At 58.3% G+C, this 20857-nt stretch carries 12 protein-coding genes; 7 read left to right on the forward strand and 5 right to left on the reverse strand.

Annotated elements, in window-relative coordinates:
• Nucleotides 1–54 precede the first annotated feature (54 nt).
• Nucleotides 55–2460, forward strand: coding sequence for a YgiQ family radical SAM protein (locus Q1M54_RS05995; RefSeq protein WP_300555196.1), 2406 nt, complete (start codon nucleotides 55–57; stop codon nucleotides 2458–2460).
• A gap of 50 nt (nucleotides 2461–2510) precedes the next feature.
• Here the strand turns inward: Q1M54_RS05995 and Q1M54_RS06000 are convergent, their stop codons facing one another.
• Genes Q1M54_RS06000 through map form a run of 3 tightly spaced genes read right to left on the reverse strand, consistent with a single transcriptional unit; the run spans nucleotide 2511 to nucleotide 6543 of the window.
• Nucleotides 2511–3077: a flavin reductase family protein gene (locus Q1M54_RS06000; protein ID WP_300555199.1), complete on the reverse strand. Its 567-nt coding sequence runs from the start codon at nucleotides 3075–3077 to the stop codon at nucleotides 2511–2513.
• 9 nt (nucleotides 3078–3086) lie between these two features.
• Nucleotides 3087–5726, reverse strand: coding sequence for a [protein-PII] uridylyltransferase (locus Q1M54_RS06005; protein ID WP_300555202.1), 2640 nt, complete (start codon nucleotides 5724–5726; stop codon nucleotides 3087–3089).
• A 1-nt stretch (nucleotide 5727) separates the two neighbouring features.
• The gene (gene map, locus Q1M54_RS06010; protein WP_300555204.1) at nucleotides 5728–6543 is read right to left on the reverse strand and encodes a type I methionyl aminopeptidase; all 816 of its coding nucleotides are present in this window, start codon (nucleotides 6541–6543) and stop codon (nucleotides 5728–5730) included.
• A 170-nt stretch (nucleotides 6544–6713) separates the two neighbouring features.
• Between map and Q1M54_RS06015 the strand changes: the two genes are divergently transcribed.
• From Q1M54_RS06015 to Q1M54_RS06040, 6 genes are all read left to right on the forward strand, one after another.
• Complete coding sequence (locus Q1M54_RS06015; protein ID WP_300555206.1) at nucleotides 6714–7400, forward strand: GntR family transcriptional regulator; 687 nt, start codon at nucleotides 6714–6716, stop codon at nucleotides 7398–7400.
• Nucleotides 7397–8269 (forward strand): phytanoyl-CoA dioxygenase family protein, encoded by an 873-nt coding sequence (locus Q1M54_RS06020; protein ID WP_300555208.1) that lies wholly within the window; start codon nucleotides 7397–7399, stop codon nucleotides 8267–8269. Before Q1M54_RS06015 ends, Q1M54_RS06020 begins: the two co-directional genes overlap by 4 nt.
• Nucleotides 8266–9609 (forward strand): Gfo/Idh/MocA family oxidoreductase, encoded by a 1344-nt coding sequence (locus tag Q1M54_RS06025; protein ID WP_300555210.1) that lies wholly within the window; start codon nucleotides 8266–8268, stop codon nucleotides 9607–9609. The genes Q1M54_RS06020 and Q1M54_RS06025 overlap by 4 nt, the downstream gene beginning before the upstream one ends.
• Nucleotides 9610–9803: 194 nt before the next feature.
• Nucleotides 9804–13790: a phosphoribosylformylglycinamidine synthase gene (purL, locus tag Q1M54_RS06030; protein ID WP_300555214.1), complete on the forward strand. Its 3987-nt coding sequence runs from the start codon at nucleotides 9804–9806 to the stop codon at nucleotides 13788–13790.
• Nucleotides 13791–13800: 10 nt separating this feature from the next.
• Nucleotides 13801–17199, forward strand: a complete 3399-nt coding sequence (locus tag Q1M54_RS06035) for a DEAD/DEAH box helicase (RefSeq protein WP_300555217.1) — start codon at nucleotides 13801–13803, stop codon at nucleotides 17197–17199.
• The gene (locus Q1M54_RS06040) at nucleotides 17174–17584 is read left to right on the forward strand and encodes a cystatin domain-containing protein (protein ID WP_300555220.1); all 411 of its coding nucleotides are present in this window, start codon (nucleotides 17174–17176) and stop codon (nucleotides 17582–17584) included. The genes Q1M54_RS06035 and Q1M54_RS06040 overlap by 26 nt, the downstream gene beginning before the upstream one ends.
• A gap of 10 nt (nucleotides 17585–17594) precedes the next feature.
• Here Q1M54_RS06040 and Q1M54_RS06045 read toward each other — a convergent pair whose 3' ends face one another.
• Nucleotides 17595–19565: a U32 family peptidase gene (locus tag Q1M54_RS06045; protein WP_300555223.1), complete on the reverse strand. Its 1971-nt coding sequence runs from the start codon at nucleotides 19563–19565 to the stop codon at nucleotides 17595–17597.
• 443 nt (nucleotides 19566–20008) lie between these two features.
• A complete protein-coding gene (locus Q1M54_RS06050) occupies nucleotides 20009–20782 on the reverse strand; it encodes a peptidylprolyl isomerase (RefSeq protein ID WP_300555227.1) in 774 nt (257 codons plus the stop codon).
• Nucleotides 20783–20857 lie beyond the last annotated feature (75 nt).

The raw sequence follows: 20857 nt of genomic DNA on the forward strand, positions 1-20857 counted from the left end.
TCGCAGGTCTACCCCGGTGCCCCTACACTAATGGGTTACCCCAATAGCCTTGCCATGAACGCCTTTGTAGACGTCTCTTTTTTCCCGCGCGACGCCAAGCCGCTGTCCAGTTACCGCAAATTCTGGGCGCATCGTTTTGGCACGGCCCCGTTTTTGCCAATGAGCCGCGAGGAAATGGCCCAACTGGGCTGGGACAGTTGCGACATCGTTTTGGTCACTGGCGACGCGTATGTAGACCACCCCAGTTTCGGCATGGCTGTGATTGGCCGCATGCTCGAAAACCAGGGTTTTCGGGTCGGCATCATTGCTCAGCCTGATTGGACCAGCGCTGAGGCCTTCAAGGCGCTGGGCAAACCCAACTTGTTTTGGGGGGTGACCAGCGGCAACATGGATTCCATGATCAACCGCTACACGGCGGACCGCAAAATCCGTACCGATGACGCTTACACCCCGGGCGACGTGGGCGGCAAGCGGCCTGATCGCGCTGCGATTGTTTACAGCCAGCGCTGCCGAGAGGCATTTCCGGACACGCCCATCGTGCTTGGCGGCATCGAAGGCAGCTTGCGCCGAATCGCGCATTACGACTACTGGTCAGACAAAGTCCGCCGCTCGGTGGTGGTCGACAGCAAGTGCGACTTGCTGCTGTATGGCAACGCAGAGCGGGCGATTGTTGAGATCGCCCACCGCTTGGCAGCGCGAGAGCCCGTGCAGAAAATCACCGACGTGCGCGGCACCGCTTTTGTACGGCGACAAGGTGATGAATCTGCTTTGGGCTGGTTCGAAATCGACTCCACCAGTGTTGACACACCCGGCCACGTCGAGGCGCACATCAACCCGTATTTGATGATCTCGGATCAAGCCCGAGAGCAGGGTGCCACCTGTGCACGAGAGGAAGAGGCCAAGGAAGTGGCCGAGGGCCATAACGCTAAAAACGTCGAAGCCGATTTATCTGCCGCCGTGGCCCAAGCCCGCACTGTGCAAGCCGCCATCCAGCCGCTGAATTTTGTGCCCAACCCGGCCTTATCGTTGGGTCTTCGTGGCAAAGGCACCCACAAAGTCCCGCCCCGCGACAAAAGCGTGATCCGCCTGCCCAGTTACGAACAGGTTAAAAGCGATGCCGTGCTGTACGCCCACGCCAACCGCGTGCTGCACCTCGAGACCAACCCCGGCAACGCCCGCTGCCTGGTGCAGGCCCACGGGGAGGGTGCCACCGCCCGCGACGTGTGGATCACGCCGCCGCCCATACCACTGACCACGGCCGAGATGGATCTTGTTTTTGATCTGCCTTATGCCCGCAGTCCTCACCCGCGCTACGCCGACGAAAATGGCAGCCACGACCATTCGACCAAGATTCCAGCCTGGGAGATGATCCGCTTCAGCGTCAACATCATGCGCGGTTGCTTTGGCGGCTGCACCTTTTGCTCGATCACCGAGCACGAAGGCCGCATCATCCAAAGTCGGTCAGAAGAATCGGTCATCCGCGAGGTGGAAGACATCCGCGACAAAGTCAAAGGCTTCACAGGCATCATTTCTGACCTGGGTGGCCCAACGGCCAACATGTACCGGCTGGGCTGCCGCAGCCCCGAAATTGAATCGGCCTGTCGCAAACCCAGTTGCGTGTTCCCCGGCATCTGCCAGAACCTGACCACTGACCACGGCCCTCTGATCAACATGTACCGCCGGGCTCGCAACCTGAAGGGCATCAAGAAGATCCTGATCGGGTCCGGCCTGCGTTACGACCTGGCCGTGCAGTCGCCTGAATACGTGAAAGAACTGGTGCAGCACCATGTGGGCGGGTATCTCAAGATCGCGCCCGAGCACACCGAAGGTGGCCCGCTGTCCAAGATGATGAAGCCGGGTATTGGCACCTACGACCGCTTCAAGTCAATGTTCGACAAGTACAGCGAAGAAGTGGGCAAAAAGCAGTTTCTCATCCCGTACTTCATTGCCGCCCATCCCGGAACCAGTGACGAAGACATGATGAACTTGGCGGTTTGGCTCAAAAAGAATGGCTTCAGGGCAGACCAGGTACAAACCTTCTACCCCAGCCCCATGGCCACGGCCACGGCCATGTACCACTCCAACCGCAACCCGCTGCGCAAAATCACCCGCGACAGTGAAAAAGTGGACGTGGTCAAAGGCGACAAACGCCGCCGCCTGCACAAGGCCTTTTTGCGCTACCACGACGCCACCAACTGGCCGTTGTTGAGAGAAGCTTTGAAAGCCATGGGCCGTGCCGACCTGATCGGCAACGGCAAACACCACTTGATTCCCAGCTGGCAACCGCTGGCCGAAGAAGGTTATCAAAGTGCCCGACGTAAAAACAGCACGGGGGCGGGGGCCAAGTCATCGGTGTCATTGTCTACCGCGAAGCGCTCAGTGGGTGCATCAAATGGTCAGCCCAAAAAAGGGGAGCTGCTTACCCAGCACACCGGCTTGCCGCCGCGCCGCAAGAGCTGATCACGGTCTGAGTTGCAGCTTGAGCGTGAAACTCAGCCGAAGGCCGCCATTCAAGCAGCAGTCAGTTCTCTGAAAACGCCAAACCTGCTTGCGCTGTAGGCCAAGGCAGGGGTGTTGTTCCAGCCATAGTCTCGCACCTTGCCCAGCACGATCAGGTGGTCTCCCGCGTCCACCAATTGGTGCAAGTCGCAGTCAAACCAGGCCACGGTACCTGACAAGCGCAGGCGGTCACTGTGGTGACGTTCTGAGGGCACGCCCATGAAACGGTCGGTCATGTTGCCCGTGGCAAATTGCATGGCCAGGGCCTGTTGGTCGTGGGCCAGCACATTGACCATAAAACCGTTGGATTCGGTGAAGGCGATCAGGCTGCTGGCGGCTTTGCGGATACTCCACAACACCATGGCCGGGTTGAGCGACACCGAGCTGAACGAGCTGCAGGTCATGCCCACGTCTTGCCATTCGTGGTGCGCCGTGATGACGGTGACACCTGTGCCAAAGCAGGCCAAAGCTTTTTTGTAATCGCCGGTGTTTTCTGGGCGACCGGGTGGCGAGTCTCGGTCTGAGGCGTAGGGGTCAATGGTCGGCACGTGAGAGGTTTTGGGCAGAGGCAGGTTCATGGCGGTCATTCAGGAGGGCTGCAAGGTATGCAGCAACTCGGTTTCAATTTGAATTTGCGTTCGGTTGTGTTGTAACTCGTGGCCACTGATCAAAAAATTGTCCTCGACGCGCTCACCCAGTGTGCTGATTTTGGCCAAGTGCAGCTGAATGCCATGTCGTGCCAGCACAGTGGCAATGCTGTAAAGCAAGCCCATGCGGTCACTGGCGGAGATGCTGAGCAGCCATTTTTGGGCTTTGTCGTCTGGGCTGAGACTCACCCGCGGCGTGACAGGAAAACTCTTCACTCGCCTGGAAACGCGACCACGAGAAGGCAGCGGCAAGGGCCCTTGCTTGTCGAGGGTTTGGGTCAGGCCTGACTCCACCATCGTCATGAGCTCGCGGTAGTGCTCGGGCAGCATGGAAGTGACGATTTGAAACGTGTCCAATGCCCAACCCGTGAGGGTGGTGTGCACGCGCGCATCCAAAATACTGAAACCAGATTGGTCAAAATGGCCGCATATGCGGGCAAACAAGTCGGGCTGGTCCTGAGTGAAGACCAAGACTTGCAAGCCTTCGCCCACCGGGGATGGGCGTGCTCGCACGATAGCGCGCCCAGGCGCTGCGTCTGGCATAGCGACATGGCGCGAGAGTTGCCGGGCGTGCCATGCGATATCGGAGGCATCGTGGCGCATGAAGTAACTCACATCCAAGGTGTCCCACAGGGCTTTGTGGCCCTCGTGGGGCTGCGCTTGGCGAGCCAACTCAATCAGGGCTTCGCGTTTTCTGGCTTGCACCTCGGTGTTGGCGTCCGGAGCGCTGCCGCCCAGCACGCGCAAAGTGGCTTTGTACAGGTCTTCGAGCAACTTGCCCTTCCAAGCGTTCCAAACCTTGGGGCTGGTGCCGCGTATGTCGGCCACGGTCAACAAATACAGTGCCGTCAGGTGCCGCTCGTCGCCCACGCGTTGAGCAAAACGCGCAATGACTTCGGGGTTGCCCAGGTCTTCTTTTTGGGCCACATGGCTCATGGTCAGGTGTTCGCTGACCAAAAACTCCACCAGCTTGGCATCGTCTTTGTCGATGCTGTGCTGCCTGCAAAAGGTGCGCACTTCGATGCAGCCCAACTTGGAGTGGTCTCCGCCACGCCCTTTGGCGATGTCGTGGAACAAGGCGGCGGCGTACAAAATCCAAGGCTTGTCCCAGCCGCTGGCCAGCTGAGAGCACAAGGGGTATTCGTGGGTGTGCTCGGCCATGAAAAACCGCCGCACATTGCGAAGCACCATCAAAATGTGTTGGTCTACCGTGTACGCATGAAACAGGTCGTGCTGCATTTGGCCCACGATGCGGCGAAACACCCACAGGTAGCGCCCCAGCACCGAGGTGTCGTTCATCAAGCGCAGCGCATGGGTGATCCCTTGAGGTTGCTGCAAGATCTTCAAAAACGTTTGCCGGTTGATCGGGTCCGCCCGGAACCGCCCATTCATGACCGAGCGCACGTTGTAAAGCGCCCGCAGCGTTCGGGCTGACAGACCCTTGAGGCCGGGTGTGGCTTGGTACAACAAAAAGGTTTCGAGGATGGCGTGCGGGTGCTTTTGGTACAGGTCGTCGCTGGCCACTTCGATCAGCCCTGCTTTTTCAAAAAATCGCTCGTTCAATGGCCGGAAATGGTCGATGCTTTCACCGCGTTCGGTCTTCAGGCGGTCTTCGATGTTGAGCAGCAGAATCTGGTTGAGCTGCGTGACCGCTTTGGCAGCCCAATAGTATTGGCGCATTAGCTTTTCACTGGCGCGCAAAGCCAAGCGGCCTTCAGGGGTCACGTCCGAGCTGAAGCCAAAGGTTTCGGCCACGCTGGTTTGCAGGTCAAACACCAGTCGGTCTTCGCGGCGTTTGGCTTGCAGGTGCAGACGCGCACGGATCAAGCCGAGCAGGGCTTCGTTGCGCTTGATCTGTCGTGCCTCAAGCGGGGTGGCCAATCCCTTTCGGGCCAACTCGTCCCAGCTGTGGCCCAACCCCGCAGCGCGAGCCACCCACAAGATCACTTGCAGGTCGCGCAGGCCTCCGGGGGACTCTTTGCAGTTGGGCTCCAATGAGTAGGGGGTGTTTTCAAACTTGTTATGGCGCTGGCGCATCTCCAGCGTCTTGGCCACCAGGAAAGCCTGCGGGTCCATGGCTGCGTGAAACGCCTGCTGAAATTCGCCAAACAAACGGGTGTTGCCTGTGACCCGACGCGATTCAAGCAAAGAGGTCTGGACCGTGATGTCTTTGGCAGCTTCTGCCACGCATTCGCTCAGTGTGCGAACGCTGGAGCCGATGTCCAGGCCTGTGTCCCAGCAGCTGCCAATGAAGCGCTCCAACTGCGCTTGAAGCTGGGGTGTGTGTTCTGGCGATTGGCCGTTGGGCAATAGCACCAAGACATCGACATCCGATTGAGGAAACAACTCGGCACGGCCAAAGCCGCCTACGGCCACCAAACAGAGCTCTGGGGCGAAACCGGCGTTTTGCCATAAATGACTCAGCAAGCCATCGGCCAAGATGGACAGCTGACGCAAGGTTTGCTTGAGGCCCCGGGCGGCGTAGCCGCTGCTCGCCAAGCTCGATAAGACTGCGGCCTTGTCATGCTTGTACGTGTCGCGCAGCTTGACCAGATCGGCCAACGGAGCTTGGATGCCCATGTCAGGCGCTGACAGTGCCGGACACAAAGTCGGGCACCGCAGGGGAACCCGCAGACACCGTCAACACTTCGTAGCCGGTTTCAGTCACCAGCACTGTGTGTTCCCATTGGGCCGACAAAGAGTGGTCTTTGGTGATGATGGTCCATCCATCGCCCATTTCTTTGATGTCGCGCTTGCCAGCGTTGATCATGGGCTCAATGGTGAAGACCATACCTGCGACCAATTGGGTGAGCGTGCCGGGCTTGCCGTAATGCAGGACTTGCGGTTCTTCGTGGAACACCTGGCCAATACCGTGGCCACAAAATTCACGCACCACCGAAAAGCCATGACCTTCTGCAAATTTTTGAATCGCGTAGCCAATGTCACCCAGATGGGCACCGGGTTTGACTTGCTCAATGCCTTTCCACATGGCGTCGTAAGTGAGGGCTGCCAAGCGTTTGGCAGCAATAGTGCCTTCACCCACCATGAACATGCGGCTCGTATCGCCATGCCAACCATCTTTGATGACGGTGATGTCGATGTTCACCGAGTCGCCTTTTTTCAGGGGTTTGTCGTTCGGGATACCGTGACAGACTTGGTGGTTGACAGAGGTACAGATGGATTTGGGGTAGGGTTTATAGCCACCCGGTGCATAGTTCAAAGGAGCAGGAACAGCATTTTGAACGTTCACGATGTAATCGTGGCACAGCTGGTCGAGTTCGTTGGTGGTAACACCCGGTTTGACGTGCGGGGTGATGAAGTCAAGAACTTCAGAGGCCAGGCGACCGGCTACGCGCATGGCAGCGATGTTGTCGGCGTTTTTAATGGTGATACTCATGCCCACAATTATCCCATTGGCGTGACGTCTTTCAGTACACCAGTGAACAAGACCCCTTTGCTATGAACTTCCGCTGTCCATGTACGCGCTGGTCAGGAATTTGGTCAGAGAGTTGCAAGGGTAATCCCTATACATCGACCGGATGATTCATCTGTATTCTGTATACAGAAATGACAAAACAAACAATGCAATTGTCTACAGCGCCCGATTTGGTCGAGCAGGTTTATGCCCGCTTGCTCGATGCCATCAGTGAAGGCAGTTTGCAACCCGGCACCCGCTTGAACCAAGAAGAGCTGGCAGCGGGATTTTCTGTATCCAGGCAACCTGTCTTGCAAGCCTTGCGCTTGCTGAAAAAAGACGGCTTTGTCGAAGACGCCCCTGGACGAGGCGTGCAAGTCACCCAGCTCGATGTGAACTGGATTGCTCAGGTTTACCAAGTTCGTGGCAGTCTGGATGCGCTGGCCGTGCGTTTGGCCGCCGAGCAGGGCGCCGAGATCGACCCCCAGGTCATGCGCCAAGGCCGTGCACTCAGTCAATCGGGGGACGTTCAGGCCATGATCCTTGCGGACTTGGCCTTTCACCGCGCCATTTACCAAGCCTCTGGCAACCCCCTCATCGCACAAAGTATTGACCTGCATTGGCACCACCTCAAGCGTGTGATGGGTGCAGTGTTGCAGTCTTCGCATCAGCGCCAAACCGTGTGGGACGAACACGAAGCCATTGCCCATGCGATTGCCGCAGGCGACGCCGATCTGGGCGTGCAACTGGTGCAAGAACACGCCAACGAGGCCAGCGTGCTACTCACGGCCCGACTTTCCGAACAAATTCAACACCTTAAAACAGGAGCACCAGCATGAGACTGACCCCCGAACAATTGGAACAATTTGACCGAGATGGTTATTTGTTTTTCCCTGGACTTTTCACCCCTGAAGAAACCCAAAACCTGACCGATGCGGTCCCTGAGTTGTACAGTCGCCGTGAGGCTTACAACGTGCGCGAAAAAGGCAGTGACGCCGTGCGCACCAATTTTGCGGCCCACATGTACAGCGAGCCGTTTGCCAAGCTCGCACGCCACCCTCGAATGATTGAACCCGTGCAAGATCTGTTTGGCGAAGCGTTGTACATGCACCAGTTCAAGATCAACGGGAAAATGGCCTTTGAGGGCGACGTGTGGCAGTGGCACCAGGACTACGGCACCTGGCTCAACGACGACATGATGCCCACCGAGCGCGCCATGAACGTGGCGATTTTTCTGGACGACGTGAACCCCTTCAACGGTCCGCTGATGTTCATCCCTGGCAGCCACAAAAAAGGTGTGGTCGAAGCCAAACACGACCTGTCAACCACCAGTTACCCACTTTGGACAGTAGACAACGACTTGATTCGCCAATTGGTTCAACGCGCAGGTGACAAGGACGGCGGCATTGTCAGTCCCACCGGACCAGCCGGTTCCATGATCTTGTTTCACAGCTGTCTGGTGCACGCTTCCACCAGCAACCTCTCGCCTTGGAACCGGGTGAGTGTCTATTTGAGCCTTTGTGCCGTGTCCAACCACATTCGCCGTCACAAGCGCCCCGAATACATCGCCCACCGCGATTTCACCCCCATCAGTTGCCTGCCTGATGATTGCTTGGTGAACAGCTACCCGGTCGACCTGCCATGGAAAAACGGTATGCCTGAAAGTGCGCTGCAGACCTCCCTCGAAAAACTGAAAGAAGCCGCATGAACCTGCACGCCAAACTCCTGCAACGCGCCGCCGAAAACCGTCCCATCCGCATCGGTCTGATCGGCGCAGGCAAATTCGGCTCCATGTACCTGGCGCAGATTCCACGCACACCAGGTGTTCACTTGGTGGGGATTGCCGATTTGTCACCCGACAACGCCCGTACCAACCTGGCCCGCGTGGGCTGGGAAGCCGAGCGCCTAATGGCCAGCAGTCTGGATGACGCTGTGAAAAACGGCACCACCCATGTGGGTGACGACTGGCAGAGTTTGGTGCGTCACCCGGCGGTAGATGTGATCGTGGAGTGCACCGGCTCGCCCCTGCATGCGGTGGACCATATTTTGGAAGCCTTTGCTCAGCGCAAACATGTGGTCAACGTGACGGTGGAGGCCGATGCCTTTTGTGGCCCCTTGCTTGCCACCCGGGCTCAGACCGCGGGCGTGGTGTATTCACTGGCCTTTGGCGACCAGCCTGCGCTCATCTGCGATTTGGTGGATTGGGCACGCACTTGCGGTTTTCCGGTGGTGGCGGCTGGGCGCGGACACAAGTGGCTGCCGCACTTTTGCGAATCTACGCCCGAGACCGTATGGGGCTATTACGGCCTCACGCCCGAGCAGGCCGAGCGCGGTGGCCTCAACCCCAAAATGTTCAACAGCTTTCTGGACGGCTCCAAGCCCTCGATTGAAAGCACCGCCGTGTCCAACGCGACGGGTTTGGGTGTGCCCAGCAACGGTTTGCTCTACCCGCCCGCCAGCGTGGAAGACATCCCTTACGTTACCCGACCGATCTCGGAAGGCGGCGTGCTGGAGCGCAAAGGCATGGTGGAGGTGATCTCTAGCCTGGAGACCGATGGCCGAAAGATTCCCTACGATATCCGCATGGGCGTTTGGGTCACGGTGGAGGCTGAGACCGATTACATCAAGAACTGCTTTGAAGAGTACAACGCCCACACCGACCCGTCGGGCCGTTACTTCACCCTGTACAAACGCTGGCACCTGATCGGGCTGGAAGTGGGCGTGAGCGTGGCCAGCGTCGCCCTGCGCAACGAGCCCACGGGCGTGGCCATGGGCTGGAACGCCGACGTGGTGGCCACCGCCAAACGCGACTTGAAACCAGGAGACATGCTGGATGGCGAGGGCGGCTACACGGTGTGGGGCAAGCTGCTGCCGGCCGCCACCTCCAAGCGCATGGGTGGGGTGCCGCTGGGCTTGGCGCACGGCGTCAAGGTCGTTCGCCCCGTGGCCAAAGGCCAAAGCCTCACTTGGGACGACGTGGCCATGGACACCAGCACCCATGCTTACAAAATCCGTCGGGAGATGGAGGCGACTTCGGTGCTGGGTTGATCGATCCTGCATGCTCTGATCAACAAAGCCGTGCCGCTTGTGCAGCACGGCTTTTTTACAGGAAAAAGACAGTTCTGAATCTGCTCATCGAGCCTCCTGATAAGGGTTTCCCCCGTTAAAATATTGCCTTTGCCGGTCAGCCCCAGTCAGCGGCCCCGAAATGACGGTTTTCTGTCTCTTTACAAGGCCACCCCGTGTCCCTGCACATCACGACTTTTGAAGGCGCCAGCGCCCTCAGCCACTTTCGCATTGCCCAGCTTTTGCCACGTTTGGCAGCCATTTCTCCGCAAATTCAAGGCATTTCAGCCCGCTTTGTGCATTTGGTGGCGACTGTTGCGCCTTTGGCCGACTCCCAAAAGCAGACCCTCGCCGCATTGTTGACCTACGGGGAGCATGACACCGGTCCGGTCGAGGGTCCTCTGATCGTCGTCAGCCCCCGCATCGGAACCGTCTCTCCTTGGGCCTCCAAAGCCACCGACATTGCGCACAACTGCGGTTTTGACCTGCGCCGCGTCGAGCGCTTGACCGAATACCGTTTGACCATGAAATCGGGCTTGCTCAGTACAGCCAAATTAACCGCAGAACAGCTGGGCCAAGTGGCCGCTGAGCTGTACGACCGAATGACCGAATCGGCCATGCCCAGCCGCGATGAGGCAGCGGCTTTGTTCGCGACGCTTGAGCCCGCACCCATGGACCATGTGGATGTACTGGGTGGTGGGCGCGCGGCTTTGGTCGATGCCAACAAGCTTTGGGGCCTGGCCTTGGCCGAAGACGAAATCGACTACCTGGTCAATGCCTTCACGGGCCTGAAGCGCAACCCCACCGATGTGGAGTTGATGATGTTCGCCCAGGCCAACAGCGAGCATTGCCGCCACAAGATTTTCAACGCCGAGTTCACCATCGACGGCGTGGCCCAGCCCAAGAGCCTGTTCGGCATGATCCGCAACACGCACCAGCTCAGCCCTCAACACACGGTGGTGGCCTATTCAGACAATGCTTCGGTAATGGAAGGCCACACCGTAGAACGTTTTGTGGCCAGAACTTCAGGGCAGGGCGCGGCTTATCAGAGCGAACAGGCCTTGCACCATGTGCTGATGAAGGTCGAGACCCACAACCACCCCACCGCGATTTCGCCATTTCCCGGTGCATCCACGGGCGCGGGCGGCGAGATCCGCGACGAAGGCGCGACTGGTCGCGGCTCCAAGCCCAAGGCTGGTTTGTCCGGCTTTAGCGTGTCCAAACTTTGGGGCGGCATGTCAGACCAAGCGGGCGGGAAGCCCGATCACATCGCAAGCCCCTTACAAATCATGACCGAAGGCCCTTTGGGTGGTGCGGCCTTCAACAACGAATTCGGACGTCCCAACGTGCTGGGATATTTCCGCGAGTACGAGCAAACCGTTGATGGTGTGGTGCGTGGTTACCACAAGCCCATCATGATCGCCGGCGGTTTGGGCCAGATCGATGCCAAGCAGACGAAAAAGATCGAATTTCCTGCGGGCAGCTTGCTGATCCAGTTGGGTGGCCCCGGTATGCGCATTGGCATGGGCGGCAGTGCGGCCAGCTCCATGGCCACCGGCACCAACGCCGCGAATCTGGACTTTGACTCGGTCCAGCGCGGCAACCCCGAGATCGAGCGCCGGGCGCAAGAGGTCATCAACCAGTGCTGGGCACAAGGGGAGAAAAACCCCATCTTGGCGATTCACGATGTGGGTGCTGGGGGCTTGTCCAACGCATTCCCCGAACTGACCAACGACGCAGGCCGTGGCGCACGCTTTGATCTGCGCGCCATCAAACTCGAAGAGTCCGGTCTGTCGCCCAAAGAAATCTGGTCGAACGAGAGCCAAGAACGCTACGTGATGGCCATTGCCCCTGAGTCTTTGGCGCAGTTCACCGCCTTTTGTGAACGCGAGCGCTGCCCGTTTGCAGTGATCGGCGTGGCCACCGACGAGCGCCAACTGGTGCTCGAAGACAAAGGCCAAGAGTCGCCCGTTGATTTGCCCATGGATGTGCTGTTGGGCAAGCCGCCAAAGATGCACCGCGATGTCAATGCCTTGGTGCGCCAGTCGGCTGCCATGGACCTGACGGGTGTGTCCCTGCAAAAAGCAGTCATCGATGTGCTCAGCCACCCCACCGTGGCGTCCAAGCGGTTTCTCATCACCATCGGAGACCGCGCCGTGGGTGGCCTCACGCACCGCGACCAGATGGTTGGTCCATGGCAAGTGCCAGTGGCCGATGTGGCCGTGACCTTGGCCGATTACGCAGGTTTTGCTGGCGAAGCCATGAGCATGGGCGAGCGCACGCCCTTAGCTTCCCTCAACGCCGCAGCGTCTGGCCGCATGGCCGTGGCCGAGGCCATCACCAATTTGCTGGCCGCGCCCATTGAGCTGACCCGCGTGAAAATGTCCGCCAACTGGATGGCTGCATGTGGCGAGCCCGGCGAGGACGCCGCTTTGTACGAAACGGTCAAGGCCGTGGGGATGGACTTGTGTCCGGCGCTCGGCATCTCGATTCCCGTGGGCAAAGACAGTTTGTCGATGCGCACGCAGTGGACCGAGAACGGTGAGACCTGCAAAGTCACCTCGCCTGTCAGCCTGATCATTACCGCCTTTGCCAGCTTGCCTGATGTGCGCGGCACATTCACGCCGCAGCTGGATGCGCAAGCGACAGACACCAGCTTGCTGTTGATCGACTTGGGGCAGGGCCGCAACCGCATGGGTGGCAGTGTGTTGGGCCAAGTGCTGGGCCAATTTGGCGACAGCGTGCCCGATCTGGACGAACCACAAGCTTTGGTCAGTTTGGTCAAAGCCATCAACACTTTGCGCAGTCAAGGCCAGATCCTGGCCTACCACGACCGCAGCGACGGCGGCCTGCTGGCGGCAGTGGCTGAAATGGCCTTTGCAGGCCATGTGGGCGTGGCGCTCAATGTGGACATGCTGGTGACCGAGGGCGACGGCATCACCGACAGCCGCGCCGACCATGGCGACGCCAAAAATTGGGCAGGCCAGATCAGCGCTCGCCGCGACGAACTCACGCTCAAGGCACTGTTCAACGAAGAACTGGGCGTGGTGGTGCAGGTTCGCACATCTGAGCGCAACGGGGTGCTCCAAACCCTGCGTGAACATGGTTTGTCGAAACACACCCATGTGATTGGCAAAACCCGACCCGTGCAATCCACCATCCAGAAAGGCGTGGGCGAACTCAGCATCTGGCGCGATACCAAAGAAGTGTTTGTAGCCAAGCTCGAAGACTTGCAGCAGGTCTGGGACAGCGTGAGCTGGAAGATTTGCCAGCAGCGTGACAACCCTGCCTGCGCCGATGCCGAGCACGCTGCCGCTGGACGCGCCGATGACCCCGGTATGCATGTGGCGCTGAGCTTTGACCCGGCTGACAACATGGCCGCGGCTTTCCTCAATTTGTCGCGCCCCAAGGTGGCGATCTTGCGTGAGCAGGGTGTCAACTCGCATGTGGAAATGGCCTATGCATTCCACAAAGCAGGCTTTGAGTCGCACGATGTGCACATGACCGACTTGCAGTCGGGCCGCGCCAACTTGGCTGATTTCAAAGGCCTGGTGGCTTGCGGCGGCTTCAGCTATGGCGACACGCTGGGAGCTGGCATTGGATGGGCGCGCAGCATCACCTTCAACCCTGCTTTGGCTGAGCAGTTCAAGGCCTTTTTTGGGCGCACCGACAGCTTTGGTCTGGGCGTGTGCAACGGCTGTCAGATGTTTGCCGAATTGGCCGACATCATTCCAGGCGCTGAAGCTTGGCCGCGTTTCACCACCAACCAGAGCGAGCGTTTTGAAGCCCGCCTGTCCATGGTCGAGGTGCTTGAATCGCCCAGCCTGTTCTTGCAAGGCATGGCGGGCAGCCGCTTGCCGATTGCAGTCGCCCACGGCGAAGGCTTTGCCAACTTCAAGCACCGGGGCAACGCGGCCCAGGCCATTGGCGCGATGCGCTTTGTGGACAATACCGGTGCGGCCACAGAACAGTACCCCTTTAATCCCAACGGCAGCGCAGGGGGTCTCACGGCTGTGACCACTGCAGAGGGTCGTTTCACGGCCATGATGCCGCATCCCGAGCGCGTGTTCCGCAATGTGCAGATGAGCTGGACGAGTGGTGACATTTCATCAACCAGCCCTTGGCTGCGCGTGTGGCAAAACGCACGCAAGTGGGTCGGTTGATCTGACGCGCATGAAAATCCATAACCCTGCACAGTGGTTCCCTCCTTCGCAACTGGCTTTTTATTTTGATCAGGGCGCGTGGTCCCGTGGCTCCACTTTGTATCTGCAAGACAAGGTCTTGTTTTCGCAACTGACGCCTGATGGCGACGGCTGGCGTTTGCAGGGTCAAGTACAGGGCAACGATGCGCAGCCTTATTCGGTCAATGCCGAACTTCGCGTGAGCGCGGGTGGCAACTTGAGCGAGTGGCGCAGTGGTTGCACTTGCCCTGTTGGGCGATATTGCAAGCATGGGGCAGCTCTGGGCATTTTGGCCTCCATGCAAGGCTTGGCCCTGCTCAACGAATGGGGACCTGAGGGGCCTTCGGCCGAGGTGCTGGAGCACCGCTCCCAAATGGAAAAAGAGCGGGCTTTGAGTCAGGCTGAATACCAGGTTCGGGACTGGCTCACCCGCTTGGAAAACGCCAATGGCCCTGCTGCATATTCCTTGCCTGGCAGCACGCAAGATCAGTTTGTGTACAGCTTGTCCGTGGTTCAAACGGCTTACAAGCCCGTGTTTCACCTGGCTGTCAAACGGGCAGCGCAAAAGCGCAATGGCGAGTGGGGCAAAGCCAAAAAACTGAGCAACGAACCCTCTGCACATGATCCGATCTGGCAAACCAGCAGCCCATTGGATCGGGATATTTTTGACTTGTTGAAGGCTTGTCCGGCAGCCAGCAGCTTCAGTTCCTACGGTTTTCAAAGCGAGGTGAAATTACACGGGATGCCAGGCCAACTGCTGTTGAAACTGTGCAGCGAAACCGGTCGTTTGGTTTCAGAAGAAGGAATCACGTTGCGTTGGCAAGACGCCCCCGAGGCATTGGTGGGAACGTGGCGCGAAGTCAAAAGCGAAGCCCATCAGCCCAATGGATGGCAGCTGATCCTGCAACCACTGCGCGCGGGTGTTGTGTTTGGCTTGAACCAGCCACCTTTTTTCATGGACCCGGTGCATGGCCTTTGCGGCCCACTGGATACGCAGGGCCTGAGCGCCAACGAACTGCAAGTCTTGTCCAACTCGCCAGTGCTGCCTGATAGCTTGGCGTTCAAGTTTCAAAACCAGTTGCTTGAGCGTTTGGGCCCGGTGCCACTGCCACCCGTGATCCAGAAAATGCCCGAAATTCGGGATGTCAAGCCCCGCGCTGTGCTCCACATTGCACCCGCGCACCCCGCAGACCGAGCTTTGCAAGGCCTGTTTTTGGCCGAATTGACGTTTGACTACGCTGGCCACAGCGGTTTTTGGCCGGGCACTCAAGGCCGCGTCATGGTGGGACAAGGTGCACAAGCGCGCATGTTGCTCCGTGACCTGCCCAGTGAGCGCAAAGCGTGGGACACCCTGGCCGCTTTGGGTTTAGTCACTTTCGACGCCAACATGCTGGTGTTGCCGCCCGATCAGTCTCAGCAGCGCTGGTTGGAGTGGGTCGAGAGTGATTTTGCCCCGCTGCGCCAAGCCGGTTTGGACGTGAACTTCATGGCTGGCAACACCCCGTGGTTGCGCGAGGCTGATGACGTGCACATTGATTTATCGGGGGACTCCGAAGCGCCAGAAACCTCGCCTTGGTTTGACTTGTCTCTGGGCATGGACATCGACGGGAAGCGGGTGAACATCTTGCCTTGGGTGCCCACTATTTTGTCGACCCTTGCACAAATCAGCAGTTCGACCGCCGAGGCTGACAAAGCAGCTTTGCCGCCGTTTTTGTACCTGCCCGACTTGCAAGGTGAAGGTTTTGTGAAACTGCCCACCGCCAAAATCGAGCCTTGGCTGACCACCTTGATGGAGTTGGTGTCTGATCGTGGACGTGACTGGGGGGGCCTTGAGCTTCGTCTGTCGCGCTTGGAAGCCCTCCGCACCGCCGCCTCTTTGGGCGAGGGTGTCACTTGGGCGGGCGCACAAAGCCTGATGAATCTGGTGCAGCAAATGCGCGGCCTTGACAGGCTGCCCGAGGTGCCCGTGCCCGCCAGTTTGAGAGCCACTTTGCGGCCTTACCAACAGCAAGGCCTGAACTGGCTGCAGTTTTTGCGTTCGCACCAATTGGCCGGCATCTTGGCCGACGACATGGGCTTGGGCAAAACTCTACAGACCCTCGCGCACATCTTGACCGAAAAAGAAGCCGGACGTTTGACGCACCCGGCCTTGATCGTGGCCCCGGTGAGTTTGTTGGGCAATTGGCAGCGTGAAGCGGCCCGCTTTTGCCCCAGTTTGCGCAGTCACATTCACCATGGCTTATCGCGCCACGATGCCGCGCAAGACCTGAGTGGTTTTGACATCGTGCTCACACCTTATTCTTTGCTGCACCGTGACCGCGAGCTGTGGATGGGCACCGAGTGGCACTTGTTGGTGCTGGACGAAGCGCAGAACATCAAAAATGCCAATACCAATGCCGCTCAAACGGTTGGGGACATTCCGGCCCAACACCGTTTGTGCCTGTCGGGTACCCCCATGGAAAACCACTTGGGTGAGCTGTGGAGCTTGTTCCACTTTTTGATGCCGGGTTTTCTGGGCAGCCAAAAGCGGTTTGGGGAGCTGTTTCGCAACCCCATTGAGCGCCAAGGCAACAGCGAAAAAATGGACCAGTTGCGCAAGCGCATTACGCCCTTCATGCTGCGGCGCACCAAGGACGTGGTGGCCAGCGAGCTCCCACCTAAGATTGAAACCCTGATGCCTGTGCCGCTGCAAGGCCAACAGGCCGATCTGTACGAAACCATCCGATTGGGCATGGAAAAAACCGTGCGTGACGCCCTGAACGCGCAAGGCTTGGCCAAATCGCAAATCACCATTCTGGATGCTTTGCTGAAGCTGCGCCAGGTGTGCTGCGATCCGCGTCTGCTCAAACTGGGCGCTGCCAGCCAAGTCAAACAATCGGCCAAGTTGGAACAATTGCTCGACATGCTGCCCGAGATGGTGGCCGAGGGGCGCAAGATTTTGCTGTTCTCTCAGTTCACACAAATGCTGAGTTTGATCGAGCAAGAGTTGCCCCGATTGGGTATCCCTTGGGTCAAGCTCACCGGTCAAAGCAAAAACCGCGACGCCATCATCGACCAGTTCACCAGTGGTCAGGTTCCGCTGTTTTTGATCAGCCTCAAAGCCGGCGGCGTGGGCCTGAACTTGCCGCAGGCCGACACCGTGATCCATTACGACCCTTGGTGGAACCCCGCTGTCGAAAACCAAGCCACTGACCGCGCCCACCGGATTGGACAGACCCAAAGCGTTTGGGTGCTCAAACTGGTGGCGCAAGGCACGATTGAAGAACGCATGCTGGCCCTGCAAGAGCGCAAAGCGCAACTGGCGCAAGACATGTACTCGGGCGCGGTACAGCGCAAAGAGCCGCTGTTTGGCGAGTCGGACCTGAATGAACTCTTCAAGCCGCTGGGCTGAGCGGCTGCGCATGAGCGTGTGGCTGAAAGTTTTTTCCTGGTTGGCTGGGTCTTTGATTTTGGCGTCTTTCAGCGCCTGCAGCCCCGACCAGCCAGAGGCGATGCCTGCGAATCAGGCCTTGGCGGGCGCTTGGGTGCCAGCCGATTCGTTCAGCCCCGCTGTGCAAGAAGCCGCCCGTTTTGCTGTACAGACTTTTGCGGTTCAAAACAAGGCGCGGGTGCTCTACAAAGATGTGACCCAGGCCCGTCAGAAAGTGGTGGCAGGCCTGAATTTTGAACTTCTGATTTTGGTGACTTGGGAAGCCACTCCCCGAACAGCCCAAGCCAAGGTGTGGCGTCAGTTAGACGGTACTTACCGCCTTCAGTCTTGGGATTGGCAAGACTGACTCAGTTGATTTAATGCAACCCGACCACAGGCCTTGATTTGTAAAACTGCAAAGGACTTTCAGGCACGGCGTTCAGCACAGTTTTTTTGATCTTGCCGACCACATGCATTTCGCATGGTTTGCAGTCAAACCGGAGTGTGAGTTTTTCTTTGCCATTGATCAGTTGCATGGGCTCGGCCTTCACCGTGCCTTGCACGCCCGTCACGCCTTTGGCCTGTTTCGGACAAAGGCTGAGGCTAAATCGCACGCAGTGTTTGGTGATCATCAAGCTCACTTCGCCCAATTCTTCCTGGCTCTCGTAGGCCGCATCGATGACCTTGACGCCATGTTTGGCGTAAAAATCGCGGGCTTTTTGGTTGAAGACGTTGGCCAAATAGGTGAGGGTGTCTTCAGGGTAGGGCGCAGGCGGATCAATGGGCACAGCACGCGGCAGACGGTTCAGGCCCTCCGCGCGGGCGGCTTCTAAGGCTTGCACGGCCTCGCGACGCAGGGCGTTGAGCCGGGAAGGTGGCACAAACCAGGCTCGGGGTAAGGCGAGCTGCACGTCCAGAGGCTCAAACAGGGTGTCGCCCAGCTTGCCTAAGGCGCTTTTGAGCTTGTCCGCGGCCTGGGCTGAATCTTTGGGTGCTTGCCAAGTGATGGCCAAGTGCGCTGTGGCGCTGTGGCCGACCTCGTCGGTCAGAGTGAGTTGCAGTCCATTGTTGTTTTCTGCCAGCTGCATCCACACACCCATGCGGCGTTCCGCAGATTTTTTGTCCAGCGTGCGCACCCAACTCATGTCACGGTTGCGGTTGATCTGCACGCCTTGCCGCAGGTCCTTGAAGCCGTCCATAGGGTCTTTGGGAAACAACTTCCACACCCCTTTGGTTTTGGCAGCCTCGGCCCGGTTGATCTGCAAGCCCACCAGCTCTTTTTGAAGGTCGTAGTAGCAAAGGCCATCGCCGTTGTGCAGCTCGGTGGCTGGGTTGTCGGTGGTGATCTCGACGTGTTCAGCCGAGACCTTGCTGACCCAGCCAATGGTCTGGCCTGGATTTTTGGGGGTGTCAAATGCGCCAATGTCTTCTTTGCGGCCTTGCACAAAATAATCGGTGAACTCGCGGTTGAAGTTCTGGTTCGGATCAGGCTCAAAACTGAAGGTGGCGCGGCCGTGCGAGGATGCCGCCAGTTCGGGGCGCTCGTTGAGCACTTCATCGAACAGCTTGCGGTAGTGGGCCGTGATGTTTTTCACATAGGCCATGTCTTTGTAGCGGCCTTCGATCTTGAAGCTGCGGACACCCGCATCCACAAGCTCGCGCAAGTTATCGCTTTGGTTGTTGTCTTTCATGCTCAGCACATGCTTGTCATGCGCCACGATGCGGCCTTGTGCATCCTTGACTTCATAGGGCAAGCGACAAGCCTGCGAACAATCGCCCCGATTGGCGCTGCGCCCTGTATGCGCATGGCTGATGAAGCACTGGCCACTGTAGGCCACGCACAAGGCGCCGTGCACAAAAAACTCGACCACAGTCCGGTCGGTGTCCACTGCATCGCGGATGGCGCTGATTTGAGGCAGCGTCAATTCTCGCGCCAAGACGATTTGAGAGAGGCCCGCGTCTTGTAAGAACTTGGCTTTTTCTGGCGTACGAATATCGGTCTGGGTGCTGGCGTGCAGCTGGATAGGCGGCAGGTCTATCTCCAACAGACCCATGTCTTGCACGATCAGTGCGTCAACGCCCACTTCGTACAGCTGCCAAGCCTGTTTTCTTGCTGCTTCCAATTCATCATCGCGCAAGATGGTGTTGAGTGTGACAAAAATGCGGCTGTGAAAGCGGTGGGCGTATTGCACCAGTTTGGCAATGTCTTGCACCGAGTTGTCGGCGGTGGACCGAGCCCCAAACGAGGGGCCGCCAATGTAGACCGCATCGGCGCCATGGTTGATGGCTTCGATGCCAATGTCGAAGGTGCGTGCGGGGGCGAGGAGTTCGAGGTGGTGAGGCTGCATGGGCTGGGATTATCCCAGCTTGTGTCTTTTGTCCCTGGGGGCACCCTTCAGCTCCGGGGGAGCCATCGAGGTCTGGGGTAGCACTGAGTCTCTGGGAGAGCCCTGAAGGGGCGGGCACTGGCCGGGGCTCAGAGGCGCTTCGCTTTGCCACATCGCCCCAGCCAGTGCCCGCCCCTTCAGGGCATGGGCGTTCGTGGTTTTGGTGCAGGTGTGATCTTCAGCGTTGCCATCAGGGTAGCCAAGACATGCCGGGGCTTAAAGTTCCTGCATTTTGGGCTTAGCTCTCCTGAGACGCCGAACAAAAGGCATGGGCGCGGAATGGGGTGATGTGGCAAAGCGAAGCGCCTCTGAACCCCAGCCCGCGCCCATGCCTTTTGACCACAGAACCCCAGAAAACAAAAAACGCGACCGAAGTCGCGTTTTTAATGGACGCAAAGACCAGATCACTGGATCTTGGCTTTGGAGCGCAGACCTTCTTGGAAGCTGGCCAGTTTTTGCTGTTGCAGTTGCTGAGCGATCTGGGGTTTGACGTCGTTCAATTTGGGTAACTCGGCCTCACGCACATCGTCCACACGGATGATGTGAAAACCAAACTGGCTCTTGACCGGTGTGTCGGTCATCTGGCCCTTGGCCAGCTTCACCATTGCGTCCGAAAACTCTGCCACATAGCTGCCCGAAGCGGCCCAATCCAGATCACCTCCGTTGGCACCGGAACCGGGATCTTTGGACACCTTTTTGGCCAAATCTTCAAACTTGGCACCCTTTTTGATGTCGGCGATCAAAGCTTTGGCTTCGTCTTCTTTTTCGACCAAGATGTGGCGAGCGCGATACTCTTTACCGCCGTTGGCAGCCACGAACTTGTCATATTCAGCTTTGATGTCGGCATCAGTGACAGGGTTTTTCTTCTGGAAGTCCGCAAAAAGCTGACGGATCAGGATCGTCTGGCGGGCCAGCTCCAACTGGGCTTTGTAGTCGTCAGAGGCATCGAGGCCACGCTTACGAGCTTCTTGCATGAAGACTTCACGGGCGATGAGCTCTTCCTTGATTTGGGCCATGATTTCGGGTGTCACGGGTCGGCCAGAGGCTTCGACTTGCTGTTGCAAAGCTTTGATGCGGGAAGATGGAACAGGCTTGCCATTGACCACAGCCAGGTTTTGCGCCAGTGCGGGTGCTGCCAACAGAGCCACCAAAGCGGCGCTGAACAAATGCTTTTTCATGGTTTTTTCCTCAAATACAAAGAGTCGGATACAGGGTAAAAGTACAAAAAATCAAAAACGAGCGCGTTTTGTGAT

Source organism: Limnohabitans sp. Rim8, from assembly GCF_943326455.1.
In the GTDB taxonomy this organism is placed as follows: domain Bacteria; phylum Pseudomonadota; class Gammaproteobacteria; order Burkholderiales; family Burkholderiaceae_C; genus Limnohabitans_A.